Origin of the sequence: Sulfuracidifex tepidarius (assembly GCF_008326425.1) — an archaeon.
Classification (GTDB): Archaea; Thermoproteota; Thermoprotei_A; order Sulfolobales; family Sulfolobaceae; genus Sulfuracidifex; species Sulfuracidifex tepidarius.
On sequence record NZ_AP018929.1, the window covers coordinates 2,473,280 to 2,498,799 of the forward strand.

The following is a 25,520-nucleotide window of genomic DNA, read 5'->3' on the forward strand; positions in this document are numbered from 1 at the left end:
AATTAGACAGATAGTCTTGAAGGACTTAAAATACGACGTTCTTATTATTGGGGGCGGAATAGCAGGCTCTTCAACTGCTTGGCATTTGGCAGGGAAGGGAATAAAGATTCTATTAATTGATAGCAAGCCTTGGAATAGGATAGGAGACAAACCTTGTGGAGACGCTGTAAGTAAGGAACATTTCGATAATCTAGGTCTACCTTATCCCGAGGGAAACCAACTTGAAGGAAAGATAGAAGGCATAAAACTGTATAGTCCTGATATGAAGACCGAGTGGACGGTCAAGGGAGAAGGGTTCGAGCTGAATGCTCCAGCTTACACTCAACGCTTATTGAAGGAAGCAGAGAACAGGGGAGTAGAGGTCATGGATAACACAACTTCCATGAAGCCTTTAGTCGAAGGAGGTAGGGTAGTAGGTTCAGTAATTTTTAACAGGAGAACAAACGAGACTTTAGAGGTAAGAGCTAACGTAACTGTGGATGCAACAGGGTACTCAATGAGTTTCAGGAGCAAGCTTCCTCAGCCTTTACCAGTAACTGAGCCACTCGACGATAAGGACACCGACGTAGCTTACAGGGAAGTGTTATACACCAAGGACGAAATTGAGGACTACAAGTACCTCAAGATATTCGTTTCCCAGAAAGCCTCTCCAGGAGGATATTGGTGGTACTTCCCGAAGGGTGCTGATAAGGTAAACGTTGGTCTTGGAATACAAGGAGGAATGGGGTATCCCAGCATCCACGAGTTCTACCACAAGTATCTTGACACATATGCCTCTGATGTAGATAAGAACAGACTAGTAGTGAAAGGAGGGGCTCTGGTTCCGACCAGAAGACCTTTAGCGAGCATAGTCTGGGACGGAATGGCAGTGATAGGAGACTCGGCTTTCACTGTCAATCCAGTACATGGAGGTGGCAAAGGATCAGCAATGATATCAGGATTCTGCGTTGCAAGGTCTATAATGAACGCAGTAGAGAAGGGAGATTACTCCAAGGAATCAATGTGGGACGCAAATATGTGCTATATACAGAGATACGGTGCTAAGCAAGCTAGTCTAGATCTCTTCAGGCGCTTCTTACAGAGACTGTCTGACGACGACATAGACTACGGCATGAGAAAGAAAGTAATAAAGGAGGAGGACTTGCTTACAGCAAGCGAAAAGGGAGATCTACAACTGTCGGTAGCTGAGAAAGCAACTAGAGTGATCGCAGGATTAGGTAGGCCATCTTTACTGATGAAGCTCAAAAGTGTAGCTGAATACATGAAAAAGATAAAGGAGCACTACGCCGAATACCCGAGCAACCCAGAGGATTTGATGAAGTGGAAGTCTGTAACTGATTCTCTAATCCTAGAATTTAATAAAACCATTTGAGAGAAGAAAAAGGACCAAGAACACAGAATAAGGTATGACCAAAGGTATCCAGAACGTTTTTGATGCGTACCTTCCAACTTTTTCTAAACCGTCTAACATAGATGATATTACCTTACCTACAGTTTTAGCTCTAGTTTTAACCACTGTGTAGCGAATCTCGTCTACCTCTTTCATAGAAATTAAAGACTTCTCTATGTGCTCTCTAACTATGTTCTCCATTCCTGTGCATGGTCTTGCAGGTAGGTAAGTTGTGATCGTTGAGGAGCCAGCACAAGAATGATCGTCAGGGGTTACCATGATAGTCCTATCTACGAGTCCACTTCCTGCTCTAATCACACATTCTCTAGTTTCATGTTCCGAGTTGTTAGCATAGAAATATACTATTGCTACCTTTCTTTCACCATCTCCTAAAGCTATAACTCTAAACCTTCTATTACAATATCCTTCGCATGTATGAGGTAACTCCCCTTCACTATATCCCAGATAGAGTTTCTTCTCTTCTCTCTTGCTTTTACTAAGGAGGAAATTCCTTAGCTCATTGATCTCAAACTTATCGAAGTCCCTTGTAAGGAAAGTGTTATGTGTATCGATAACGAAGTTGTGGTTCTTCATTATAACACTCCACAGATTACCTGGTAGGTCGTCTATGCCGTAAGTAGGTCTCTCAAGCAACGAAACTGAGAAGTCCGAGAAACGCAACGTAGTCACATCGAAGTTGGATACTTTATTGAATTCTATACCAGCAAAGAAAGATTTGTCCCAGATCTGGCTATTTTTTGCTTTTTCTTCTATTATCTTAACGATTCTATCAGTTTCTTTAGATGTGGCCAAGTTTATTTCATGACTTCCAGGTCCATGAAACACTATAGCGTCTTTGATCTCACCCTCGACCTTGTAAGGCAACCTAGCGCTACCCTGACTTCCGAAAATGCCGAAATGAATTTGAGGTAATACAAAGAGTTTATCTCCTAGTCTTATTAATACTATGCCAAGTTCTTTTTCCTCTCCTATCCTGTCGAACAAGTTATCTAAAGGAACTGAGTCCTTCTCCATTATTGCCTTCATAAACGGCCTCAATAACGTAAACGAGGTTATGCCTACAATTTTCTTTCCTTTCCTATTTATGCTCCAGAGGTAGGCATAATAAAGCGTTGACACGGCAATAATATAAACTAAATAAATTAGCAAATCTCTTGGAAAGAAGATTATAGGTAAAAGCGAAATTAGAAAACTAATCAATAGGGATCTCTTTTCTCCATATTTAACGAACATTGAAAAGGAAAGTATTGGTAGGGAAAAGCCGAACGCAAAGAAGGAGATCGAGAAGAAGGATAAGAGGAGATACGGAATGCCAGTAACGTCGCCTAAGAAGAGAGCGGTCTTTAGATTCCTCAAGAAGAGCAGAGATATAACGAGAAAATACAAAAGGAAAGCGTACAACATGGAGACTAAGCTAGCCTCTAGTAATCTTCCGAAAATTAACGCGTATTCGAATATGCTGAAAAGTGCCACCTTTTTAATGTCAGGCAAGCCTTTCAATTTGGAGTAATAGTGTCTGGTAAGTTCTTCAGAGTTCACGATATACAGCAACCAGCGGGGTGAAAAAAATTTTCCTAGACAAAAGTAAGCTTAAATCGTGTCTAAACGCAGAGAAAGTAATTGAAAACGATCTTGGTAGTTGCGAATTGTATGTTATAAAATTTCAGCAAGATGAAGATTACCTCGTTTTCGTCTTCCAAGGAAGGAATACAAGGTATTTCAAGATAATGAGACCTTTCATAGGAAAGTGGAACTGTTACGAAGCCATCTACCATGCAGAAGGTCTTTTCGGCTTCGCCGATGAGAACCTAGAGTTTAAAATAAAGGAGAAATTGGAGAGGTTGAAGGAAAGTGAACCTAGAGAGATATGAACTAATAATAAGCGACATTGACGGAGTTCTCTTGATGGAAGGTGAACCGATCTGGGAGAACGTGAAGGCTATAAGGGAGTTGGTATCTAATGGAAAGAAAATAGTTCTGATAAGCAACAACTCAGGTTTCAACAGAGTACTCCTGTCCAGACAGCTCTCATATTTAGGGATAAACATTGAACCTTCTATGATAATCACTAGTGCCGTCTCCACCGCGATGTACCTTAAGGAAAAGAAGGACGTTCATACTACATTCGTAGTGGGGGAGGAGGGACTTTCAGATGAACTCAGAGGTTACGGTTTTAGAGTACTCACCATGAATGAAGCTAACGTCCAGCTTCCTGACAGCGTCGTAATAGGCTTAGATAGGCTTAGCACTTACGACAAGCTTTCCCTTGCAATGAGGTGTATACATAGGGGTTCGCTGTTTGTAGCGACGAATATGGACAGGCTTTGGCCCTCTAAAGAAGGGTTAAAGCTCGGAGCAGGCTCTCTAGTTAAAGCAATATCTTTCTCCTTAGGTAAGGACCCAGATTTCGTCGCTGGTAAACCCAACCCTTGGATGCTCGAGGTAGCAATGGAAAGGGCAAACATCAAGGACGAAAAGAAGGTAATAATTATAGGTGACCAGTTGGAGACAGACATTAAGATGGGTAATGATAAGGGAATAGACACTGTCCTTACGCTTACAGGTATATCAACGATGGAGGAGGTAAATAGGAGCATGATAAAACCAACTTATACTGTAAGTAACCTCCTTGATCTGATATAACCTTACTAATGTTTTTAAACATCTTCCCGTAACTGTTGTATGAAATGGAGAAACTCTCTTATGACGCAGTAGTTTTAGGGGCTGGGCTATCTGGTCTGATGGCAGCACACGAGATAGGAAAGGAAGGTTTCAAGGTAGCTATAATCTCGAAGGTTTTCCCGACTAGATCTCACTCATCATCAGCTGAAGGCGGAATAGCAGCGTATATACCAGGTAACTCAGACCCTAATGACAATCCAGATTACATGACTTACGACACGGTAAAAGGAGGGGATTACCTAGTTGACCAAGACGCAGCTGAACTTCTCTCAATGAAGTCAGGAGACATAGCCACAGTGATGGAAAGATGGGGTACTCTATTTAACAGACAGCCAGACGGGAGGATAGCAATAAGATACTTCGGAGGGCAGACATATCCGAGAACTAGATTCGTTGGAGACAAGACTGGAATGGCTTTGCTTCATACTATCTACGAAAGGACTTCAGGCTTGGATGTAGATTTCTACAGCGAATGGTTTGCCCTCGATTTAATCAGGGATCAGGAGCGTGTGAGGGGAGTCATAGCGATGCAGATGAAGAACATGACACCTGTCTTCTTTGAGGCTAGGGCAATAGTAATGGCTACCGGGGGAATGGGAATGCTGTACAGACACTCCACTAACAGTTACATAAATACTGGAGACGGATATGCTATGGCTCTGAGAGCTGGAGTTGCGCTCAAGGATCCTGAATTCGTCCAATTCCATCCTACAGCCCTTTACCCTTCAGACATTCTGATAAGCGAAGCTGCAAGAGGAGAAGGTGCTGTACTGATAAACAACAAGGGAGAAAGGTTCATGAAGAGGTACGCGCCAAACAAGCTGGATCTGGCACCGAGGGACATCGCTTCGAGGTCAATACTGACAGAGGTGAAAGAAGGAAGAGGATTCCCAGGCGGGTTTGTAGGGCTAGATCTAACCCATCTAGGACCAGACTATATAAAAGAGAGGTTGGCTCTAGCCTATGAGGCTGCAAAAAGCTTTTCGGGGATAGATGCCACTGTAGAGCCAATACCAGTGAGACCGGCGCAGCACTATTACATGGGAGGCATAGATGTCGACATCACTGGAACTAACCATGACCTTAGAGGTCTATTCGCTGCAGGCGAAGCCGCATGTGTGTCGGTCCATGGTGCGAACAGATTAGGATCTAACTCGCTTCTGGAAACACTAGTGTTCGGAAGAGAGACCGGTAGGACGGTAGCCGATTACCTCAAGTCTACCTCTAAACCTTCCAGTTCGGTGGAGAACATAGAACTAGAGAAGATGTTAGATGAGGCATATTCTTTCGTTAAGAGCGAGAGTGGAGTCCACTTTGGAGAGGTCCAGAACAAACTCAGAGACATTATGTGGGAAAAGGTAGGCGTCTTCAGGGAGGAGAAAGGAATGCAGGAAGCTGTAAAGGAAGTGAAGGAACTGAGGCAACAAGTCACGAAAATGTACGTTAACGACAAGAGCAGGGTGTATAATACCGAGTTCTTCAATGCACTGGAACTGAGAAACATGATGGACTTAGCGATAGTGATATCGTCGTCTGCTTTAAACAGAAAGGAATCTAGGGGAGCTCACTATAGGCTTGACTACACCCAGAGAGATGATGAAAACTGGTTGAAGCATACCATTTCTTACCTTAGAGGAAACACGGTTGAGATAAGCTATAAACCTGTTAAGATGACCAAGTGGAAGCCAGAACCCAGAGTTTATTAGGTGATTAAATGCCAGAAGTCAAACAAGTGGAAGGAAAAAACGTTGAGGTAAACTCTCAACCCAAATCCTCAGCTATAAGGAATGAGGAGAAAGAAATAGTAGTAAAGATAAAGAGATTCTCTCCAGATAAAGGAGAGTGGTGGCAGGAATACAAGCTGAAGGTAGATAGGTTCACTCAGATGACAGAAGTGCTGAGGAGAATAAAGACAGAACAGGACCCGTCCCTCTCATATAGAGCTGCGTGTCACATGGCCGTTTGCGGAAGCTGTGGAATGAAAATAAACGGTGCCCCTAGGTTAGCTTGTAAAACCCTTGCCATAGAACTTACTAAAGAATACAACTCAAATGAAATAACCCTAGAACCAATGGATCTATACCCCAGAGTGAAAGACCTGGTAGTGGATCTGGACGACTTTTATGAAAGAATGTACAAAGTGAAACCTAGGCTTTACCCATCTGAGGAGATACTCGAAGGAAAAGCCGAGCATAGACTTGTACCAGAGGATCAAAGAGAACTGTGGAAGTTTGCTCAGTGTATATGGTGTGGTCTCTGTGTTTCATCATGCCCATCAGTGAGAAACGATGCGGAGTTCCTGGGTCCCGCTGCTCACGCTAAAGGGTACAGATTCTTGGCCGATCCCCGTGATACCATAACAGAAGAGAGAATGAAAATACTGGTAGATAGTTCGTGGCGTTGCACCTATTGTTATCAATGCTTCAACGTATGCCCGAGGGACATAGAGCCGGTGACCACGATAAAGAAGACCAGAGCATGGAGTAGCAAAATGAAGGACAAAACTAAGGTTATAGAGACTGGTGAAAAGCACATCAATGCTATAGCTGACACGATAAGGAAGTCGGGAAAGCTGTTAGAGGCAGAGGTTTACCTTAGAACTTACGGTTTGGTACAAGCGATGTCTGACATGTTGTACATGTTGAAGAGCGGTAGAATGAAGTATACACTGATCAAGGAGGTTCCTGTCAAAGACTTAAATGATATAGAGAAAGTAATGAAGGGTGACGAACAATGAAAGTAGCTTACTACCCGGGTTGTGCGACCCACGGTCTTTCGAAAGACGTCGATATAGCGACGAAGAAAGTAGCAGAGGTTCTAGGACTTGAATTGGTAGAAGTGGAAGACTGGAACTGTTGCGGCGGAGGTTTCTTAGATGAGAAAGACGAGGACGCCCACGTAGCATTGAACTTGAGGAATCTCTCCAACGTAGAGAAGATGGGATTAGATAAGATGGTAACTCCTTGTAGCGTCTGTTTAGGTAGCCATAGACTAGCCACTTACAAGTACAACGAGAACAAAGACCTTAGAAAGAGAGTAGACAAGAGGATAAGCGGAACAAGCATAAAATACGAGAACAAAGCCACAGCGGAGCACTTAGTTTGGGTTTTAGTTAGAGACGTAGGGCTGGAGAACATAAAGAAACATGTAAAGAGAAGCCTAAACGGGTTAAAGGTGGGGGCATATTACGGATGCCAAATGCTTAGACCAGAGCAGATCATGGGATTCGAGCTTTCGTTTAAACCACACTCCCTTCAGGATTTAATATCAGTTACTGGAGCAACACCAGTGATGTTCCCTATGGCAACAGCGTGTTGTGGTTTCCCACTGATGGGAAGCAACCCGAAGGGAGGTTTGAAACTCGCATTCAACGTTCTAAACTCAGCTAAAAGCAGCGGTGCCGACATCATGATACACCCATGCTCATTGTGTCATCTACAGCTAGATACACTCCAAGATAAGGTGAAAAACGAGTTTAACGTTGGATGGACTCTTCCTGCAATTTACATCACTCAGCTCTTGGGACTATCGTTCGGACTTTCTCCTGAGGATCTAGGTCTAGGAAACTACGCTAAGGGAGTTCTGAAGCAAAAAGGGGTGATTCAATGAATGTAAATGAAATAGCAGAGGTCATCTCCTCGATTGGAGGACAACTAAAAGGATGGAAAGAAGTCTCCGAGAGACCTGGAAAAGCACCATTTGCTAAGGAGAGCGAATACGAAATACCTAACTTGATTACAGGAAAGATACATTTAAGGAATAACGGAGATCTCTACGTCTTTGTGGTGTCTAAAGACGTCTTCAACTGGAAGAACAGAGTTAAAGAGTTGAAGCTGAAGGGAGAAGTTGTAGACGCGGCTGGAGGAATGATGTGGATAACTGAGAACAGAAAAGAAGATCTCTTAGATGACCTCAAATACCTTCGGAACTTCTTAGAGAATTTAAGAACTGCTGCTCAGCAGAAGCACTAAGTCCTTTCCATCTATTTCGTCATTGATTTTCACAATTATACAAAAAGGTATTTTTGAATATATAGATAGAATTTCTCTAGACTTTTCCCAGAAAGGTTAAGATAATTATCTTGTCGGTCTAAATTCTTACTTAACGCTAAAGACTATATGTAAAGCAAGGCATAACATTATCTACTACATCCATGCCGTATCAAGATAAGATAAAGAGAAGAGATAATCTCTAACTTAAGTCGAAGCTATCAAGAAATTGAGGCCTCAACCTCATTCTCCCGTGTGACTCACGGGCGTTAGTTGAGTATAGCCGTCGCCAATATATCTATATTTTCGCCTTTTAAAAATATGACTAGGCCTCCACAACCCTGAGAAGATCGTCATGATCAAGCTTATATGTAGCTAAATAGGTATCCGCAACTCTCCTCAAATCAGCGTTATCTCCCCTTATCATTACAGCTACTAAAGTAGAATTTGAGTCTCTGAGGGATCTCCTTACTGTCGTTTCTGCTATCTTGTCCTCTCCATCTGTGAGTAGGATTATCTCACTAACTCCCTTCACATGCCCTTCCTTTATATCCTCACATGCAGATATCACAGATCTACTTATGTCTGTACCGCCTCCTCCCCTAATCTTTCCTATATATTCAATCATCTTAATTACATCCTTGCTCTTTGCGTTACGCATGACCTTTATGAGAGGATAGGGAATGTTGTCAAAGAACCTGAGGTAAAAGTCTCTGTTTTCCCTTCTTGCCCTGCTGTATAGGGCAAGAGCTACAGCCTTAGCCCATATTATCTTTTCTCCGTCCATGCTTCCGCTTTTGTCCAGGAGGAGATATATAGGACCTACGCTTTCTTTAACTTGTTTCTGATAGAGAAGAACCTGACCTTCAGCTAGTTTCAGGTAAAAAAGCTCATCTGGCAATGCAAGCTCTGATGATACAACTCTCTCAATGTCGCTTCCCTCCTCGTAACCATATAACTCTCCTCTCGAATATCTAGTTGTTCTCTTCTTCGAAATTGAACCTAGCTTTGGTAAGCCGCTTAAGAACTCAAGTATTTTCCTAACCTCGGTATTCCTAGAAAGCCTAAGAACCTCGTGTATTTCTCCCTCGAAGTTGAGCATACTTCCCGTTCCAGCACCGTTTCCTCCCACTATCTTCTGCATGTTTTTAACAGCATTCGCGTCCTCCATCGCTTTCGACATGGCCTTTTCGTGAGCTTGCTTCAACATCTTCTCCAAGTTTTGTTGGCTAGTCTTGTCTCTTGACCTCTGCTCCCTTCCCTGACCTGAAGAGGTATTCTTCATTAAACCGTTAAGTATTTGGTCTGCAGCGTCCCTTTCTTCTTGGGACTGTGAAGTACGCTTTATCTTTTCTAACTCTTCAATTAAGTGTTGCATGTAACTTACAGTTAGGGCTACGCTCACAGCAGAGTTAGCTATTGAGTATTCCCTGTTCTTAATTACCAAATCAGAAGATACAATCGAGTTCAAAAGAGAGTACACTATCTTCTTGTCATCCGAGACTTCCGACTTAGTAGACATCAGTGGCAAAGGAAGGTAATGTATGTAGAAAGTATCTATTAGGAAGTTAGGTTCCAGCTGAAGTTCCCTACCTGAAACTTTCTTCAGAGTGTAAAGGATCCTCTCTCCCCTGAACTTTACTATGGGATCCTCGTAATCTACTCCTCTTAACATCCCCTCGCTCATGGATATATCCCCAGCTTACGGGCTACCTTCTCCATGAGTCTATCAATTTCGTCTAAGACCTCCTTGGAGAAGGACTCAACTTTCTCATCCCCACTTTCCTTACCTAAGGCTACAATTCTATCCCTAGTTGCCTTCAAGGTTCTTATCAGCTCAACTAACCTTGGATCGGTCTCGTTGGCAGCATCAACGTATTTAGCAGCTTCCTTTATGTTGTTATATATCTCATTGAGCTCTTTCATGTACTTGATTGGAGTCTTAAGTTCCTCTGACAGTAACGCAGATACCTTCTCAAAGTCGTCTAATTCCCTAGGTGCTATATACTTCAATACAATGAGATCTTCCTCGTTCGCCTTCAGCCTTCCGTTCAATATTGAATGGGCTGAAACTACCTTGAGAACTTTACCTTTCCTTCTATCCGTTAGATGAATTCCCTTCTCTTCTAACATGGCATAAATTTTCAATAATTTACTCTTTACACCAGACAAATCTACCTGAGATATGTAAGTGTAAAGTTTATCCAGATGTTCTATGGACATCACAGGTTCTTTCACCGCCCACTTTGATGTGAACTCTATTTCCCATGCCGAATCTACTAACTGCCTCCACATGTCTTCTCCTATTGGTTTCGCATAATGCCTGAGAAGCAACCTATCATATAATGCATCCAGCTCGGGTTCGTCTGGTATCCTGTTGCTTGCACTTATCAAAGTCCTTAAAGGTACTTTAATCACGTTATAACCGTCGTAAATTACCCTTTCGTTCAAAAGGGACAACAATGCGTTCAAGATAGCCGAGTTAGCATTGAAGATCTCATCGAGAAAGGCAACTTCGCTCTCTGGCAGTCTGTCTTTCGTTATCCTTCTGTATACTCCCTCCTTCAATGAGTTTATGTCCAAAGCACCGAAAAGTTCAGCTGGCTCAGTATATTTAGTTAACAAATACATGAAGAACTTTGCATTCATCAATTCTGCTGCTCTCCTAGCTAAAGCGGATTTAGCTGTTCCAGGCTCTCCTATCAATATTACGTGTTCCTTAGTTAATAGGGCTAGCGTGAGGACTTTTGCCTCCTCCTCTCTACCAACGAATGGCGTCATTAAGGATTCCATAAACTTTTTAGGAAGATCTAGAAAGTCTTTCTCGCTCATTTCTGTCCCTTCTAATCTCTCATTAACGGCTTATAAACAAAAATTAAGAATCAAAGATATCTTTTTAGTATGAGACGAAATTATTTAGACAAACTAATTTTTTTACCCTTTAACCAGCTAGATCTTAGCATTTTATGAAAATCTATTCATGTTCTTACATTAATCTACTATAAATTTCTGTTTTTAATGCAATTTTTAAAATAAAAATAAAAATATCATACTAGGAAACTTTAGACTAAATCAGAAACTTTAACTCAAAACAACGACTGCTAGTTCTTTAAAACAAACTTTTTAAATGTAGAAGACGAGGTATTTTAAATAAATCGTAAGAGTCGAGTAGTATGGTAGAAAAAATAGGTAATTTAAAACCTGGTATGGAAAATATTTCTGTAGTTGTAAGGGTTCTTCAGGTTTCTGAGCCCAAAGATATCCAAACCAAGAATGGTCCTAGGACAATAAGCGAGATAATGGTAGGAGACGAGACTGGTAGGGCAAAGCTAACAGTTTGGGGAAAACAGGACGAAGCACTAAAGGAGGGTTCAATAGTAAAAATTGATAACGTATGGACAACAGCTTTTAGGGGTCAGGTACAGTTAAACGCTGGAAGTAAATCCACTTTCTCAGAGTCAGACGAGCAGATTCCCGAAGCCTCTGAAATTCCTGAAACTGTTCCTGAAGCACCACAGGACTATTCTCCACCGAGACGCAACTTCAACAGAGGAGGAAGAAGATTTGGAGGTGGAGGATACAGACAAGGAGGTTTCAATAACTACGGAGGAAGGAGAGGAAGAGGAGAGGAAGAGGAAGAAGAGTAATGGATTTTAATGAAATGAAAGAAAGAAAGCCTAGTAAGAAAGGAGAATTTCTTGATATGGCAGAAGATGGGCAAAACTTCATTATAAAGCTCTCTGATGATAAGGTCTTCGAAGTCCATCCCGTAGCTTATTACGTTTGGTCTTTATGCGACGGAAACACGAGTGTTGAAACAATAGTAGACAAAATAGAGGAAGAAATAAAGAAAGAGCCTGAGGGAAGCCAATCTGAAATTACAAAGGATCAATTAATTGAGCCCGTAGTTACGATATTAAATGAACTCGAGAAAGCTTCTCTAATTATGTTTTAAAATGTTTTTTAGCACATTATAAACTCATGAGATCAATTCTGAGTGATTCTTCTTTAATTTCACAAGTTGAGGCTATAGACAAGTTATCTTCTATTTTAGGATCGTTAAAGGAGACTGAGATAGAGCTGTCCTCATCACTAGGCAAAATTTCATCAAGAGACGTTTTTTCTCCCATAGACCTACCTTCCTTTTCCAGATCTACAGTAGACGGTTACGCTGTGAAAAGCTTATGTACGCCCGGTAAATTCTCCTTAAAGGGTAAGGTAAACATCGGAGAAAGCCCTCAAATGAAAGTTGAAAGTTGTGAAGATGTAGTCGAAGTTGATACCGGTTCGGTAATACCTGAGGGTGCTGACGCAGTAGTCAAGATAGAGGATACTCGAAGCGAAGATGGGAAGATTATAATACCGTCTAAAGTGGACTTCGGATCGAATGTAGGATGGATAGGAAGTGATCTGCCCTCAGGGATTAAAGTGCTTAGAAGCGATTCCCTTATCACGCCAGAAATTATTGGTCTTCTTTCAGCCTTAGGCCTAACTAAGGTTCACGTGTATTCAACTCCTAAGGCGTTCATTGTAAGCACTGGAAATGAGCTCGTAAGTCCAGGTGAAATCATAGAGGAAGGAAAGGTCTACGAGTCCAACCTCTACTACCTGAAATCAGCCCTGATAGAGGACGGAATGGAAGTGATAGGGACAAGGACAGTGAGAGACGACTATGACGCGATTAAAGATGCAATCCTGAAAGGAGTTAAAACAGCCGACTTAGTAGTCACTACAGGAGGAACTAGTGCAGGAGAGAGGGACTACGTTTATAGAGTTGTGAAAGAGATGGGAGAGATGATATTTCACGGGATTAGATTCAAGCCGGGGAAACCAACGTTCGTGGGTAGGATAAATGATATTCCAATAATAGGTCTACCCGGAAACATGGTCTCCACAATCATGGTTTACAGGAAAATAGTCAGACCTTCTCTGGAAAGAAAATTCAAGATAAAGGCTAGAGAAAGGATCACAGTGAAGGCTAAATCTCTGCTAGAAATAAAAGCTGATAAAAAAAGGTTCACTTACATACCGGTGTTGCTCTTCAGGAAAAGCTCTGAATACTATGCGTTACCTCTGAAGTTCGATAGCTATATGATAGGAACCTTCTCCATGGCAAACGGTTACATAGGGCTGAGCGAGGGGTTTTTCGTAAATGAGGAAGATGAGGTCACTGTAGAAGTAACTAACCCTCCAGGGGATACAACAATAGTAGGAGAGGAAGATCCAGCTGTCCCTTCTACGGGAATCTATTATCCCCTTGGGAGTTTACCTGCCTTAAAAATGTTAGAAAAGAAAGTCGGTGATGTCCTAGTGCTGAGCTCTCTGGTGAAGGTACCAGATGATTTCGATCTGGAGATCAAAAGAGAAATACTCTCTAATGGACAAGGCGCTGAAATAGGTTACGATGAATGGGTGTCACTTTCAAAATATGTCAAAAATCCTTCAGTTAAGCTAAGATATAGGTCTTTAATAAAACGCTTCATAGGGAAAGCCAAAGTGATAGGCCCGTCTTCATATGTCCAGTCGGGTAACGAAGTTGGAACAGAGTCCCTCTTCGTTATAGCAGTAACAGAGATGGGAAAGCAATTGATAAAGTCGTTCAAGGTAAACAAGAGCACTTAAATTGTTAATAACATGTAGTCATTCGTGGACTGCAGGAAATCCTTTGCGTTTTCAAGTTCGGCAAACTTAGGATCTGGCTTTGACATACTCTCTGTGGCTCATGACGCTTTCTTTGATGAAGTAGAGGCTTGCATTTCTTCAGACGGAATAAGAGTTAGCGTTGTAGGAAATGAAGTCATGATTCCCGAGGATCCCCTGAGGAACTCTGCAGGATTTTCAGTGATTTCTCTTCTGAAGGATTATGGGATCAAAGATGGAGTAACACTAAAGATTAAGAAAGGTGTGCCGGCAGGGTTGGGACTAGGAAGCAGTGGAGCTTCTGCTGCAGCTGCAGTAGCTTCTGTAAATTCATTATTTTCCTTAGGTTTGTCTAAGGATTCTATGGTCAAGTACTCTATGCTGGGAGAAGGTGCTGTGGCTGGTACACCGCACCCAGACAATGTCGCCGCAAGTATATTTGGAGGTTTCGTAGCAGTTCTCGGGGAAAGAACTGTCAATCTTAGTCTAAAGTACGACGACCTGAAATTCATCCTCTTTATTCCGTCTCTAGCTTCAAACGATAAGACCAAGAAAGCAAGGGAGCTGGTACCTAAGATAGTAGAGACATCAAGTTACGTCAAGAATATGAAATATGGGTTATCTCTTGTTCTAGGGCTAGAGAGGGGAGATAGGGATCTCATTAGGCATGGCTTAAACGACGAAATAGTAGAGAAAGCGAGACTACCAATGTTCCCATACTATCCTAAGCTAAAGGAGATCGCATTATCTGGAAACGCTATAGGCTCATGCGTAAGCGGAGCCGGACCGTCTATAATCGTCTTTGCTGACAATGAAACCGATGTCAATCTAATTGAAACTGAAGGTGAAAAGCTAATGGAGTCTATGGGGTATTCAGTAAACATAAAACAAGCGAAAGTCGGAGGTGGTGTCAGAGTTGAATGATTCAACCAAGTCCGTGGACGAAAGAATCGACGAAAAGACGGGAGCAGTCACAACACCGATTTACCAGACTGTAGCCTTTGAGTTTCCTGAAGGAGAAAAATACAGATATTCCAGGGAAGCTAATCCTACTGTTTGCGAGTTGTCCCGTAAGATAGCTCAGATTGAAGAGGCTGAGATGGGAGTCTCATTTTCGTCAGGCATGGGAGCAATATCTACTACTATGTTTCATTACGTTTCACCAGGGAAGACAATTGTAATACATAAAGATATGTTCGGTAGATCGTTCAGATTTTTCAACGATTTCTTAAAGGGCTGGGGAGTTAACGTAAAAGTGTCTAACATAGGTACGGCGTCACTTCTCGACGAGATTAATTCTTTGCCTAGAGTTGATGTTGTATTCATAGAGAGCATTACTAATCCCTTGTTGAGAGTCCTCGACGTGGAAGAGATCTCAAAAGTCACAAAAGAGAAAGGAGGGTCTTTAATAGTGGATAATACATTCGCTTCCCCTATCAACATGAAGCCGATAAAGCTTAATGCTGACATAGTAATAGAAAGTGGATCCAAATTCATATCTGGTCACAATGATGTTATAGCGGGACTCGCAGCTGGACCGCGAGACGTAATGGTGAAAATTGATTTGATGAGAAGAACAATGGGTACTTCTATGGATCCGCACACTGCTTACTTAACTATCAGAGGAATGAAGACTCTTAAGATCAGAATGGACGTCATAAATAGAAATGCGTTAGCAGTAGCAGAGTTTCTCGAAGATCATCCAAAGGTTTCTAAGGTATATTACCCGGGACTAAAGTCACATGAAGATTTCAGAATAGCGTCCAGAATACTGAAAGGATTTGGAGGTGTAGTCAGCTTTGACGTTAAGGGTTCTGCGGAAGACGCGTTAAAAGTCATGAAATCTCTAAAGGTGATAATCGCAGCTCAAACCTTGGGCGGAGTTAACTCGATTATATCACACCCTCCTTCCATGAGCCATCGCACGTTGTCACCAGAAGAGAGGAAAGCTATTGGAATTAACGACTCCCTCCTTAGGCTATCAGTAGGAATAGAAGACCAAGAAGACTTGATATCAGATCTAGACTCGGCCCTTAAAGTGCTGTCCTAACTTCTCGCTTTATTTCTTCTTCTAGTAAAGCTTTTATTTCGTACCTATGGAGTCTGCTTAAATGCAGATATAAACCCTTTTTTGTGAATGGACCTTTATTACAGATCTTACAATAAAATACAGAGTTCTGAGAAAACGTTAGCCAATAAGATATGTTGTCTGTGGCCTTGAAAGCTATGTCTTTAGAAGAAATTCCCACCAGTTTAATTATTTCCTGATTATCAATCCTAATTTTACATGCCTTCTTTATTGTGACGTCAACTAGTTTTTCCGCTGTTATTGCGATTCCGGAGTCCATTTCCTATCACGAACAGAAGCTATACCTAAAGCTATGACCACGGCAGAGATGAGACCGTTTATTTTATCTCTCTCAATGAATTTGGCCAACTTATTTACGTCTACTCCTAAGGAATTAAGTATCCTTTCGCATCTAACCTCTATGTCTGCTTGATCAATAGAAAGAATGCCACTCTCAAACCTCCTCTTAAAGTCTAACAATAAATCGAGAGAATACCCAAGCTCATCCTCTGAAATATTCTCAAATATTTCAGTTATTTTCTTGGTAATCATATCGCCTAAAGCTTCTACCATTCCGGGTACATAAGATATTGGAGACATCTCGACTATCCAAAGGTCAACGTATTTTCTCATGGTCTCCTGAACAGTGTAATCGCATTCACCAAGACCCTCTACTATCGAGGAAGCACTTACTATATGAGCTACCGCTTCACCTATTCTTAATTCATCATAAGAACGAGAAGACCTTGAATCTATTCCTACGCTCACTCTGCTTTCACTAATCTTTTCTTTCTAGAGCTCTGTTTTTAAGAGTCGTGTAACAGATAATACGTTAGTATTTCTGAGAGAAAGCTACCTGAGTAATCCTCCTATGTTATCGAGAAAAATGAATCCAATAATTTATAAACTGACTTACACAGCAGTTAATGACTTCATATCTTGTCAGTTTGAAGCCCACATCTCTAATCTGATATTGGTTTTTAGAGAATTTATATTTTAATCTATTCTAGAAACATAATCAAAATTCATATTATTATCTTTTTCGTAATATATAAGCGTTATGTTCACCTTAATTACCTTCTCATTTAAACTTCATTTACATGGAACGAATATCCTTATAGTTAATGAGGATTATCCTGATAGTAATAATTACATGACATTTAGCTACCAAGCACGGTAAAAGGCTTATAAGGAGTTGACTAAGACTCAAATTTAAATTCAAAAATATGCTGGTTAAATTGTTTTTAACTCTAATAATTTTAAGTTTGTTAGAAAATATCTTTAGGGACTCCTAAGCTTATATTCTTTTGATCCCTTTATAATCTCTGTGAATACGCTAGATGAGTTGAAAACTGAGTACAACTTTAGCGAGGAAGAAATGGAATACGCTCTCTCGCGTGCTAAGGGGATAATATTTGGTTTCGCTATGGAATACAGGGCAAGGAGAATACTAGAGGACATGAATTTCACTAACATAAGATCTGTTGATATGCCAACGCATGACATAGAAGCAGAGAAGGACGGGAAAACTTTCTACATAGAGGTTAAGGCAAGCAAGAAGTCTCCCACAAAGGAATACAGCGCTTACAAGATAGCAATGATCGCCTCCCTAGACGGACCTCATCTGACTCTTTTAATGAAGCCAGAGCCAAGTCTATTAGTAACTGAGGACATATTGAGCGAGCCTAAGAAAATACTTCTCAGGTTCTTCAGGCTACTCTATGAGGGAAAAACCGAGGATGTTCTCTTATTTATAGAAGATTCTCACAATAGAGAAATAATAACTTCATACGGAAAGGTTATAAAAAGCGTAACGTCCAGAATGAAGGGGGTCGACGATTTAGATTTCATAAAACTTGTTACTTGACCTCTTTAGCTTCTCCATCTTGTATTGCATCAGCTCCTTCTCGGCCCTATCTAAATACTTATAGACAGATTGGTGTTCTCTACCTAAAATTATTAGCTCAACTGCTTTTCTTGCTACTGCGACCTGATCGAAAGGACCTATGAACGAAATGTGATTTTCGTGAATTGACATAATAACTCCAGTATATTCTTCAATGAACTTCTTTGTTTTCCCCTTTTCTCCAATTACTCTAGCCTTAACTCTCCTCATGTCGTCCTGGTCTTTTCCCATGGTTTCTTTCAAATCTATAGTTTCAAGTTCATATTCGTCGCTTAGCAACTTCAACGCATCAGTTACGTTAAAGCCAAGACCTATAGCCTTAATCACGTTTGTAGCTTTCATTGCATCATAAGGATTCCCTTTTGGGATCACGTTGTAAGTCTTGGTCTTCTCGTCAAAGGATATCTCGGAACTAGTCATGTCACTTAATCTCTGAATAATCTTGTTGACTTCCGGAATTTTTTGATCTTCCACCGTTATGAACATTTGGATCACCTAAAAGATTTGACAGGAAAGAGTTAGTTTCCTGCACTTCTATGCCTCTGTCTGCAAAGAACCTATTTATGTTTTCTACATCTTTTCTTAGCATTTCTATAGAATTCTCATTCTCTAATGGTGTGGATTGGCTTACATCAATGATGTAAGGAAGATTATCAAAGACTAAGATATTATATTCACTTAAATCCCCGTGCACTAGCTTAGCTCCCCTAACCATCTTAGTAATCTGTTCTAAGATGTCCAGATACATGCTTTCGGTTATCTCGTCCTCAGGGAGCTCTCGCAAAAGAGGTGCTCTTATTCCATTATCGCCTATGAAATCCATCACCAGGATGTTTTTATAAAAAATGTATGGCTCTGGAACTCTCACCTTAGCGTCATACATCTCTCTCAGGTTACGGAACTCTTTTTTCGTCCAGAGCTCAATTAGGCTTCTCGTGTTCCCAGTTTTAGCTTCTTCAAATCTGTAGTCTCCCTTAGTATATTTCTGAACGGCCCTCTTGCTCTGGGCTGTTGAAACATAAAATATCTTTATAGCATAAAATTTTCCCTTTGAGTCCTTCCCAGGATAAATTTTAGCTTCCTTCCCTGAAGATATGGATCCAAAGATCTCCTCTAGGTTGAGCTTTCGAGAAACTATCATAAGGTTATTGAAAGTCGTGTAATCTATTGTCGAATCTACTACTTTAAAAAGATCTTCATCTTTCCTTCTTTTCTCTTCCTTCTTTTTGAAGTCTGGGGGTCTCTTGGGCATAACTAACCTCTTAGCTGATCCAGAACTTCCCTTGAAACCACCTTCTCTTCAACAAGTCTCTTTATATCATCATTATTATATTTATAGGTTATATCACACTTGTTAGGTTGAAAGTCCCAGATCCCAACTAGTACTACGTCCCCCTCTCTCATCCAAACCTTTTTCCTTATTTTACCTGGTATTCTAGCCATCCTTTCTTTTCCGTCCAAACAACTCACAACTATATGATCACCTCCCAGCATCTTCTTAACTACACATATGGCTTCACCGTCTCCGGGCTTTGGTACATTTCTATTTGTAGGAACTTCTGGCTGCTTGACCTTTTTAGACAACTATTTAACCACCTTTCTGACTATCTATAGGAAATGCTACATAAAAGATTATTTATACTATCTTCAAACTTCTCTTTATATAGTATCAAATAAAAATAGATAAATAATACGTGAAGCAACAACTTGACCCTTCATTCTGAGTTGTTGTGTCTCCTCATTTCATTGATTCGGATTTGGGAGATCCAATTTAAAGAAAGTCAGAAGGAACTATAGATGTGATTAGAGTATTCTAAGGTTTACATGTCTAGCTCTCGAGAACTTTTTCCTATCTACTCATTGACCTGCTATTTGGGGATGAGTGCTGTAAAGCAGATTTTGCCCCTAATTCTAGATATAAGCTTCTCATGCATTTCGTCCTAATGATCCTCAGGCTTTATCACCTTGTTATCAGGTTATATTAAGATATCTATTCCATACTTTCCCATCTTCAATGTAAGCCTTGGTACGTCACGCCTTCAAGTAGAAATATGAGTGATAGAAAAACACAAAAAGAGTATAATGGTAAATTATTGTTATTGTACTGTTTATACAATATTTTTACTGTATCTTACATCTTCTTCAGAAGCTCTATAGCGATAGCTGTAGATCCTCCAGTTCCGTGACAAATACTTGCTATGCCTTTCTTTCCGTCCATTTTGCTTAGCACATCTATCAGAGTAGTGACTATTCTTGCTCCACTGGCGCCTATTGGATGTCCTATAGCTATTGCTCCGCCGAACACGTTGAGTTTGTCGTATGATATACCGAGATATCTATTTGCTAAAACGCTATTCACTGCAAAGGCTTCGTTGTTTTCAAAGTAATCGAAGTCCGTTATCTCAGCGTTAAGCTTCTTTAACAACTTTTTGACTGCGAAAATTGGAGCCTCAGTGAACTTCCAGCTCTCAATTCCAGCCCAACTGAAGCCTAGAACCTTAGCCAGCGGCTCTAATCCCCTCTCCTTGACTGCCCTTTCACTCATAATCACCATTGCAGATGCTCCGTCAGAGAGTTGGGACGAATTGCCTGCTGTGTGAAACCCATCTTCGCCAAAGGCAGGCTTTAACTTCTGGAGCTTTTCAATTGATGTGTCTGCCCTTATTCCCTCGTCGGAAGTTACCTTCTGACCTTTAATTTCTACTTCCACGAGCTCGGCCTTGTTTAAGCCCTTTGATGTCGCCTCATAGGCCCTTCTTTGGCTTTGATAAGCAACCTCATCAAGTTCCCTCCTGGTGAAATTATGCGATTTTGCTACCATATCTGCCTCTTGGCCCATGAGCTTCATATTGAAAGGATCGGTCAGTCCGTCCATCTGCATGGTGTCTATGAACTCCACCTTGTTTGGAGGCATTATAGTTTTGACACCCCACCTCAAATCGCTCTTCACAGCTAACATAGATTGGCTCATGCTTTCTACTCCACCAGCTACAACTACTTCGGCGTCCCCGCTCTTAACCATTTGAACAGCGTTCATGATGCTCATCATTCCTGAAGAGCAGACCATGTCTACCGAGTAACCGTCAACTTCCATGGGTATTCCTGCCTTCACTGCGGCTTGTCTGGCTACGTCCTGACCGTGACCGGCCCTAAGTATGTTACCCATTATAGTTATCTCAACTTCCTTTGGATCTACCCTGCCTCTTGCTAAAGCTTCCTTAATTGCAATTGCCCCCAAATCGGAGGGTGAGATATCTTTATAAGCTCCACCGAACTTGCCTATTGGAGTCCTCACAGCCGAGACAATATATACGTTCTCAGTCATCAATAGTAAAGAGGGCTTATACTATTTAAACTTTTTAAATTAAATGTCCCTTCAGATCAAAGAACGAGGCTTCATCAATCTTCGCGCTGACGCGGACGCCAAGCTCATGGTCACCTCTCACTACTACTGGTATGTAATTTACGGTTCTCCCTATCACGGATCCTTGTCTGCCGTTCTCTGTTAAAAGCAAGCTGGTTAGCTTGCCTTCATATTCCTTATGGATAGAAAGGGAAATATCCTCATAAAGTTTGTATGCCATGTTCATCCTCTGCTTCTTAACTTTATCAGGTATCTGAGGCATTGATGCGCTCCTCGTGTTAGACCTCATAGAGTATATTGCTAAATGAATCCTCTCAAATCTCATATCTTTCATTAATGATAATGTGTTCTCAAATGCTTCCTCCGTCTCTCCCGGATGACCCACTATTATATCCGTTGTCACATTCAGAAACGGTACTTTAGCCCTCAATTCCCCGACTATGCCCTTATATTGATCTATAGTGTATTTCCTGTTCATCAGTTTCAAAACTTCGTCGTCTCCGCTTTGTACTGGGAGATGGATGAACTTATAAACATTCTTGAGTTTCAGAACGTCTATTAGCTCATCTATTATGGAAGAAGCTTGTTCTGGGGTCATCATTCCTATCCTGATCATGAAATCACCTTCTAAATCTGCAACTTGCCTAACAACTTCTGGCAATCTTATGCTGGCTCCATAATCTAGCCCGTACGCAGCGGTATCCTGACCAGTAAGTTCTAACTCGACTGCTCCTTTAGATAAGGCAAACTTAGCTGACTCTATAATTGAACGGAGGGGGTAACTCCTCAGCTTGCGCCTAGCTAGTTTTGTAATACAGAAATTACAATTCCCAGCGCAACCGTCGGCGATGGGAATTATCCCTATTTTACCTTCCATCATATGAGGAGTTATAGAGGCTCTTTCTCCGTTCAGTGCAGTCTTTATGTTTCCATCGACTATATCTCTTACCTTCTCTATGGCTTGAGGTCCTATGAGCGATGCCTCTGGGGCTACGCTCATGACGGTTCCAGGCTCTGCTCCGCTTAAACAACCTGCAACGACAAGTTTTTTGCCATATTTCCTGAGTTCCGAAATCCTCTTCTTCATCCTCTCTTCTGTCTCCAACCTTACGGCACAAGTGTTTATCATTATCAAGTCAGCGTCTTTTGGATCATTCACGAACTCCCTGTCCTTAAGTAAGGTCTTCATGATCAAGGTATCTCCCTTATTTAGAGTACACCCATATGTTTCGATGTAGATCTTTTGCAACGCTAATCATCATTAATTTAAACCCGGACGTTAATAGGGTTAGTGTGAGTTCAGAAAAGGATTATTTATCGCTTTTAGACAGGCTTTATTCTAAGGTTCCAGAGAAGGCCAAAAAGCAGGGAATTCAAGCTTTACCAGAGCTCAATATATTTAACGTAGGAAATATGACTATAGTAAAAAACTTCGGAGAGTACTGTGATAGACTTAGAAGGGACCTAAAGGTATGCACTAAGTATTTGCTAAAGGAACTAGCTGCTCCTGGAACCATAGAAAATAATGGTCAACTAACAATACAAGGTAAATTTTCCTCACAAGTGATCAATACTCTCATGGAGAGATTCATACATTCTTACGTCCAATGTATGACATGTAAGAGTATAGATACTGTACTTAAAATGGATAAGAAGGTATGGATCATATCTTGCTTGGCATGCGGAGCTCAAACTCCAGTAAAGCCACTGTGATCTGCATGAAAGTACATCTCAACATCATAAGGGCGCAAGGATATGTAATGATAAATGTATGTGAAGAGGGTCTCTTGGGGAAGAGGTTCAAGGAAAACGATTTGGTTCTTGATATAAACGAAAAGTTCTATGGAGGTGATATTGTGGAGTCTGAGTATGCTCTAGGTCTTATAGATGAAGCCACTGTAATGAGCATAGTGGGATCTACATTAGTTGATGAGGCAATTAGGAAAGGTATAGTCCATAAGGATGGAGTAAGAGAAATAAGCGGAATAAAGATAGCACAAGTATACAACTTGTGAAAAAGTGATGCTCTTGAACACGAAGAAGTTCTGCGTCTCGTGTGGAAGGGAAGACGTTGAGCTCATAGATCTTCTATGTCCTTCTTGCTACTCAAAACGAAAAGAAATATTTTCCATACCAAGGTCAATAAACGTAAAGATATGCAAGATATGTGGGTCTCAATGGTCATCTGGAAAATGGGTGAAAGCAGGAGACCTTGAGGATACTGTATATGCCGAGATCATGAAACATGCTAACATAGATGAAAACGTTAAGGAGTATAAGGCTGATGTAGGACTAAGTAAAGATAAAAACGGCAAAGATATAGCAGTAGTAATTTTTACTGGAAAAATAGGAAATGAGGCAGTCTCGGTCAGGAAAGACGTATACATAAATATTGAAAATTCGTTATGCGACTCATGTATGAAAAAAAGAGGAAGGTTTTACGACGCTATAGTTCAGCTGAGAAGCAAGAACGGTAACTTGAATGAAAAAAGAGTATTCTTTGAGTCATTTTTTTCAAGGGAAATAGTAGATAATCTCTCTGACGTGAAAATAGGAAGAGAAGGAATAGATTACTACTTCATTAATAGGACTGTGGCAAAGAGGTTGGTTTCAAACATAATTTCAATGGTGAAAGCTGAGGTAAAGGAAAGCTTCGAGGGAGAATCCCTTAAAAACGGCAAGAGAAGCGGAAAGTTAGTCATATCGCTAAGGATCTAGAAAGCGAAAACGCGGAATTAAGGTGAACTAGACGATCATAGGAATAGATGAAGCTGGAAGGGGTCCTTTAATAGGACCCATGGTGATCGCTGGCGTCGCTCTTGATGAAAGTACATTGGGCTTCCTTAAGGAAATAGGAGTGAAAGACAGCAAGAAGCTATCCAGAAAAAAGAGAGAGGAGCTCTTCGATGTCATACTGGAAACCTCGTCTGGGTTCTCAGTGGTGAAAGTTGAACCAGAGCAGATAGACAGAGAAAATTTGAATTCTCTTACTTATAGAGCTGTAAACAAAATAATCTCTTCTTTAATCTATCTAAACCCTACCAAAGTCACGGTAGACAAGGTTGGACAGGAAAGTGAGGTGATAAACTATCTAAATTCCTTAGGGATCACCTCTAACGTTGTACATGAAGCTGACGTTAACTTCGTGGAATGTAGCGCGGCCAGTGTTGTGGCCAAAGTAATAAGAGATAGAGCCATAGATGAGATCAAAAGGACTTACGGCGATATTGGATCTGGCTATCCTTCAGATGAGAGAACTGTAACATGGGTTTCTGAAATCCATCGCAGTAATGAGCCTCCTCCCCCTTTCTTGAGGAGGTCATGGAAGATATTAAAACGCATTGCTCCTACATATTATGTTGAAAAAAGAGGGGTCCTGAATTGGTAACTAACCTTCCGGCTGAGGCAAAGGCAAAATGGATGAAAGTAATGGATGCGAAGACCCCAGAAGAGAAAATAAAGGCGATCCAGGATTTCCTCAGCTACGTTCCGAAACATAAGGGAACTGAAAACCTGGTTTACTGGGCTAAAAGAAGGCTATCCGAACTGAAGGAAGAGGCAGAGAAGGAAAAGCGAAAAGGAGGAGGAAAAAGATCCTTCTCTATATTTGTCGAGAAAGCGGGAGCAGGCCAGATAGTGCTCCTTGGAGATGCGTTCATGAGGACTGAACTGTTAAGGAGTTTGACTAATGTGAAGTCCATACCTAGAGACGTTCCAGTACCAGGGATGGCAGTTTTTGAAGACATAAAGCTTCAACTCGTAAACCCTCCTCTCACAGTTCCGTTGAGTAGAATAGTGGGATTGGCCAGAAATGCCGATGCAGTAGTCATAATAGCTAACGACCCGCAAGAGTATGAGTCAATAAAGAAGTTCTTGGAGGACAACAACGTCCTCTTGAAGAGACCTAAGGGAAAAGTGATACTGGAAAGATCCAGATACGGGAATTCGGGCATAAGGATAGTTAACCTTGGAAAGATAGTAGATTCGAGCGAAAGTGAAATCAGGAAGTACCTCGAGGGATTCGGAATAAGATCAGCTATAGTAAGGATCCTCGGTGAGATAACCATGGACGACGTAGAGAAAGCCATTTTTGAGTCTGTCACGTTCAAACCAGGAGTCCTAGTTTCTCAAACACCATTCAAGAGCGACATATTGTCTATTTCCTTTGATGAAGCTGTGAAGACCCTGCCTAAGGTCCTCTTCGAGAACCTCGACGTTATAAGGGTTTACACTAAGGAACCTGGAGAAGATGCTACAGGAGATCCGCTAATAATGAAAAGGGGTTCGACAGTGATGGACGTAGCTAGAAGGCTTCACTCCTCTCTCGCTGAAGGAATGAAGTACGCACGTGTATGGGGAAAGTCGGTGAAATTCCCTGGACAAAAAGTAGGTGGAGAACATGTTCTTGAGGACAAGGATATAATAGAAATCCATGCGAAATAGATATAGCCTAGCAGATT

28 protein-coding genes are annotated in these 25,520 nt (G+C 41.2%); 18 read left to right on the forward strand and 10 right to left on the reverse strand.

Annotated elements, in window-relative coordinates:
• The first annotated feature begins 16 nt into the window (after nt 1–16).
• Entirely contained in the window at nt 17–1,372 is a 1,356-nt protein-coding gene (locus IC007_RS12620) for a digeranylgeranylglycerophospholipid reductase (RefSeq protein WP_149528861.1), read from the forward strand.
• On the opposite strand, the gene IC007_RS12625 is transcribed toward IC007_RS12620, so the two are convergent.
• Entirely contained in the window at nt 1,349–2,950 is a 1,602-nt protein-coding gene (locus IC007_RS12625) for a DUF2070 family protein (protein ID WP_162302183.1), read from the reverse strand. The two genes, IC007_RS12620 and IC007_RS12625, sit on opposite strands and share 24 nt — an antisense overlap.
• Before the next feature lie 20 nt (nt 2,951–2,970).
• On the opposite strand from IC007_RS12625, the gene IC007_RS12630 reads away from it, so the two are divergent.
• Genes IC007_RS12630 through IC007_RS12655 form a run of 6 tightly spaced genes read left to right on the forward strand, consistent with a single transcriptional unit; the run spans nt 2,971 to nt 8,064 of the window.
• Nucleotides 2,971–3,282, forward strand: a complete 312-nt coding sequence (locus IC007_RS12630; RefSeq protein ID WP_054845244.1) for a hypothetical protein — start codon at nt 2,971–2,973, stop codon at nt 3,280–3,282.
• On the forward strand, nt 3,263–4,054 hold the full coding sequence (locus tag IC007_RS12635; RefSeq protein ID WP_084739617.1) for an HAD-IIA family hydrolase: 792 nt from the start codon (nt 3,263–3,265) through the stop codon (nt 4,052–4,054). The genes IC007_RS12630 and IC007_RS12635 overlap by 20 nt, the downstream gene beginning before the upstream one ends.
• Before the next feature lie 44 nt (nt 4,055–4,098).
• Nucleotides 4,099–5,799 (forward strand): succinate dehydrogenase flavoprotein subunit, encoded by a 1,701-nt coding sequence (locus tag IC007_RS12640; protein ID WP_149528863.1) that lies wholly within the window; start codon nt 4,099–4,101, stop codon nt 5,797–5,799.
• A gap of 8 nt (nt 5,800–5,807) precedes the next feature.
• The gene (locus IC007_RS12645) at nt 5,808–6,830 is read left to right on the forward strand and encodes a succinate dehydrogenase/fumarate reductase iron-sulfur subunit (protein ID WP_084739619.1); all 1,023 of its coding nucleotides are present in this window, start codon (nt 5,808–5,810) and stop codon (nt 6,828–6,830) included.
• A complete protein-coding gene (locus tag IC007_RS12650; protein ID WP_149528864.1) occupies nt 6,827–7,702 on the forward strand; it encodes a CoB--CoM heterodisulfide reductase iron-sulfur subunit B family protein in 876 nt (291 codons plus the stop codon). The genes IC007_RS12645 and IC007_RS12650 overlap by 4 nt, the downstream gene beginning before the upstream one ends.
• On the forward strand, nt 7,699–8,064 hold the full coding sequence (locus IC007_RS12655; RefSeq protein WP_054845246.1) for a hypothetical protein: 366 nt from the start codon (nt 7,699–7,701) through the stop codon (nt 8,062–8,064). The genes IC007_RS12650 and IC007_RS12655 overlap by 4 nt, the downstream gene beginning before the upstream one ends.
• A 343-nt stretch (nt 8,065–8,407) precedes the next feature.
• Here the strand turns inward: IC007_RS12655 and IC007_RS12660 are convergent, their stop codons facing one another.
• Together IC007_RS12660 and IC007_RS12665 are read right to left on the reverse strand one after the other, a co-directional pair.
• Nucleotides 8,408–9,775 carry a vWA domain-containing protein gene (locus tag IC007_RS12660; protein ID WP_054845247.1) on the reverse strand — a complete coding sequence of 456 codons (1,368 nt, stop codon included), beginning with the start codon at nt 9,773–9,775 and terminating at the stop codon, nt 8,408–8,410.
• Nucleotides 9,766–10,914 (reverse strand): AAA family ATPase, encoded by a 1,149-nt coding sequence (locus IC007_RS12665; protein WP_054845248.1) that lies wholly within the window; start codon nt 10,912–10,914, stop codon nt 9,766–9,768. Before IC007_RS12665 ends, IC007_RS12660 begins: the two co-directional genes overlap by 10 nt.
• 341 nt (nt 10,915–11,255) lie before the next feature.
• Here IC007_RS12665 and IC007_RS12670 point away from each other — a divergent pair, with 341 nt between their 5' ends.
• From IC007_RS12670 to IC007_RS12690, 5 genes are read left to right on the forward strand one after another with little or no spacing between them, the layout of a single operon-like run.
• Entirely contained in the window at nt 11,256–11,729 is a 474-nt protein-coding gene (locus IC007_RS12670) for a single stranded DNA-binding domain-containing protein (RefSeq protein ID WP_054845249.1), read from the forward strand.
• Entirely contained in the window at nt 11,729–12,037 is a 309-nt protein-coding gene (locus IC007_RS12675; protein WP_054845250.1) for a PqqD family protein, read from the forward strand. The genes IC007_RS12670 and IC007_RS12675 overlap by 1 nt, the downstream gene beginning before the upstream one ends.
• A gap of 26 nt (nt 12,038–12,063) precedes the next feature.
• Nucleotides 12,064–13,704 (forward strand): molybdopterin-binding protein, encoded by a 1,641-nt coding sequence (locus IC007_RS12680; RefSeq protein WP_149528865.1) that lies wholly within the window; start codon nt 12,064–12,066, stop codon nt 13,702–13,704.
• Between the two features lie 24 nt (nt 13,705–13,728).
• A complete protein-coding gene (locus IC007_RS12685) occupies nt 13,729–14,646 on the forward strand; it encodes a homoserine kinase (RefSeq protein WP_149528866.1) in 918 nt (305 codons plus the stop codon).
• The gene (locus IC007_RS12690) at nt 14,639–15,772 is read left to right on the forward strand and encodes an aminotransferase class I/II-fold pyridoxal phosphate-dependent enzyme (RefSeq protein ID WP_054845462.1); all 1,134 of its coding nucleotides are present in this window, start codon (nt 14,639–14,641) and stop codon (nt 15,770–15,772) included. Before IC007_RS12685 ends, IC007_RS12690 begins: the two co-directional genes overlap by 8 nt.
• Here the strand turns inward: IC007_RS12690 and IC007_RS12695 are convergent.
• Nucleotides 15,756–16,070, reverse strand: a complete 315-nt coding sequence (locus IC007_RS12695) for a hypothetical protein (protein ID WP_054845253.1) — start codon at nt 16,068–16,070, stop codon at nt 15,756–15,758. The genes IC007_RS12690 and IC007_RS12695 overlap by 17 nt on opposite strands.
• Complete coding sequence (locus tag IC007_RS12700; protein ID WP_054845254.1) at nt 16,049–16,558, reverse strand: hypothetical protein; 510 nt, start codon at nt 16,556–16,558, stop codon at nt 16,049–16,051. Before IC007_RS12700 ends, IC007_RS12695 begins: the two co-directional genes overlap by 22 nt.
• 559 nt (nt 16,559–17,117) lie before the next feature.
• On the opposite strand from IC007_RS12700, the gene IC007_RS12705 reads away from it, so the two are divergent.
• Nucleotides 17,118–17,657, forward strand: coding sequence for a hypothetical protein (locus tag IC007_RS12705; RefSeq protein WP_054845255.1), 540 nt, complete (start codon nt 17,118–17,120; stop codon nt 17,655–17,657).
• Here IC007_RS12705 and IC007_RS12710 read toward each other — a convergent pair.
• The 5 genes from IC007_RS12710 to IC007_RS12730 form a co-directional block, all read right to left on the reverse strand.
• Entirely contained in the window at nt 17,631–18,182 is a 552-nt protein-coding gene (locus tag IC007_RS12710) for a KH domain-containing protein (protein WP_054845256.1), read from the reverse strand. The genes IC007_RS12705 and IC007_RS12710 overlap by 27 nt on opposite strands.
• Nucleotides 18,118–18,948: a serine protein kinase RIO gene (locus IC007_RS12715; RefSeq protein ID WP_084739620.1), complete on the reverse strand. Its 831-nt coding sequence runs from the start codon at nt 18,946–18,948 to the stop codon at nt 18,118–18,120. The genes IC007_RS12710 and IC007_RS12715 overlap by 65 nt, the downstream gene beginning before the upstream one ends.
• A gap of 2 nt (nt 18,949–18,950) precedes the next feature.
• Nucleotides 18,951–19,280, reverse strand: coding sequence for a translation initiation factor aIF-1A (locus tag IC007_RS12720; protein ID WP_054845257.1), 330 nt, complete (start codon nt 19,278–19,280; stop codon nt 18,951–18,953).
• A 547-nt stretch (nt 19,281–19,827) separates the two neighbouring features.
• A complete protein-coding gene (locus tag IC007_RS12725; protein WP_054845258.1) occupies nt 19,828–21,021 on the reverse strand; it encodes a thiolase family protein in 1,194 nt (397 codons plus the stop codon).
• A gap of 34 nt (nt 21,022–21,055) precedes the next feature.
• The gene (locus IC007_RS12730) at nt 21,056–22,309 is read right to left on the reverse strand and encodes a tRNA (N(6)-L-threonylcarbamoyladenosine(37)-C(2))-methylthiotransferase (protein ID WP_149528868.1); all 1,254 of its coding nucleotides are present in this window, start codon (nt 22,307–22,309) and stop codon (nt 21,056–21,058) included.
• A 44-nt stretch (nt 22,310–22,353) separates the two neighbouring features.
• Between IC007_RS12730 and IC007_RS12735 the strand changes: the two genes are divergently transcribed.
• The 5 genes from IC007_RS12735 to IC007_RS12755 are packed head-to-tail and all read left to right on the forward strand — an operon-like array spanning nt 22,354 to nt 25,503.
• Nucleotides 22,354–22,773, forward strand: coding sequence for a translation initiation factor IF-2 subunit beta (locus tag IC007_RS12735; protein ID WP_054845259.1), 420 nt, complete (start codon nt 22,354–22,356; stop codon nt 22,771–22,773).
• Nucleotides 22,774–22,778: 5 nt separating this feature from the next.
• The gene (locus IC007_RS12740; RefSeq protein ID WP_054845260.1) at nt 22,779–23,075 is read left to right on the forward strand and encodes a DUF424 domain-containing protein; all 297 of its coding nucleotides are present in this window, start codon (nt 22,779–22,781) and stop codon (nt 23,073–23,075) included.
• A 7-nt stretch (nt 23,076–23,082) separates the two neighbouring features.
• A complete protein-coding gene (locus IC007_RS12745) occupies nt 23,083–23,778 on the forward strand; it encodes a 60S ribosomal export protein NMD3 (RefSeq protein WP_054845261.1) in 696 nt (231 codons plus the stop codon).
• Nucleotides 23,779–23,812: 34 nt separating this feature from the next.
• Nucleotides 23,813–24,448, forward strand: a complete 636-nt coding sequence (gene rnhB, locus IC007_RS12750) for a ribonuclease HII (RefSeq protein WP_269472372.1) — start codon at nt 23,813–23,815, stop codon at nt 24,446–24,448.
• Nucleotides 24,442–25,503, forward strand: coding sequence for a TGS domain-containing protein (locus IC007_RS12755; protein ID WP_054845262.1), 1,062 nt, complete (start codon nt 24,442–24,444; stop codon nt 25,501–25,503). Before rnhB ends, IC007_RS12755 begins: the two co-directional genes overlap by 7 nt.
• Nucleotides 25,504–25,520 lie beyond the last annotated feature (17 nt).

Excerpts from the sequence above, each read along its gene's own strand:
- IC007_RS12640 (WP_149528863.1), top strand. The coding sequence starts at position 4,099 with ATGGAGAAACTCTCTTATGACGCAGTAGTTTTAGGGGCTGGGCTATCT.
- IC007_RS12650 (WP_149528864.1), top strand. The coding sequence starts at position 6,827 with ATGAAAGTAGCTTACTACCCGGGTTGTGCGACCCACGGTCTTTCGAAA.
- IC007_RS12680 (WP_149528865.1), top strand. The coding sequence starts at position 12,064 with ATGAGATCAATTCTGAGTGATTCTTCTTTAATTTCACAAGTTGAGGCT.
- IC007_RS12725 (WP_054845258.1), bottom strand. The coding sequence starts at position 21,021 with ATGACTGAGAACGTATATATTGTCTCGGCTGTGAGGACTCCAATAGGC.
- IC007_RS12710 (WP_054845256.1), bottom strand. The coding sequence starts at position 18,182 with ATGTTCATAACGGTGGAAGATCAAAAAATTCCGGAAGTCAACAAGATT.
- IC007_RS12655 (WP_054845246.1), top strand. The coding sequence starts at position 7,699 with ATGAATGTAAATGAAATAGCAGAGGTCATCTCCTCGATTGGAGGACAA.
- IC007_RS12740 (WP_054845260.1), top strand. The coding sequence starts at position 22,779 with ATGAAAGTACATCTCAACATCATAAGGGCGCAAGGATATGTAATGATA.
- IC007_RS12645 (WP_084739619.1), top strand. The coding sequence starts at position 5,808 with ATGCCAGAAGTCAAACAAGTGGAAGGAAAAAACGTTGAGGTAAACTCT.
- IC007_RS12665 (WP_054845248.1), bottom strand. The coding sequence starts at position 10,914 with ATGAGCGAGAAAGACTTTCTAGATCTTCCTAAAAAGTTTATGGAATCC.
- IC007_RS12715 (WP_084739620.1), bottom strand. The coding sequence starts at position 18,948 with ATGCCCAAGAGACCCCCAGACTTCAAAAAGAAGGAAGAGAAAAGAAGG.
- IC007_RS12675 (WP_054845250.1), top strand. The coding sequence starts at position 11,729 with ATGGATTTTAATGAAATGAAAGAAAGAAAGCCTAGTAAGAAAGGAGAA.
- IC007_RS12745 (WP_054845261.1), top strand. The coding sequence starts at position 23,083 with ATGCTCTTGAACACGAAGAAGTTCTGCGTCTCGTGTGGAAGGGAAGAC.
- IC007_RS12695 (WP_054845253.1), bottom strand. The coding sequence starts at position 16,070 with ATGGACTCCGGAATCGCAATAACAGCGGAAAAACTAGTTGACGTCACA.
- IC007_RS12670 (WP_054845249.1), top strand. The coding sequence starts at position 11,256 with ATGGTAGAAAAAATAGGTAATTTAAAACCTGGTATGGAAAATATTTCT.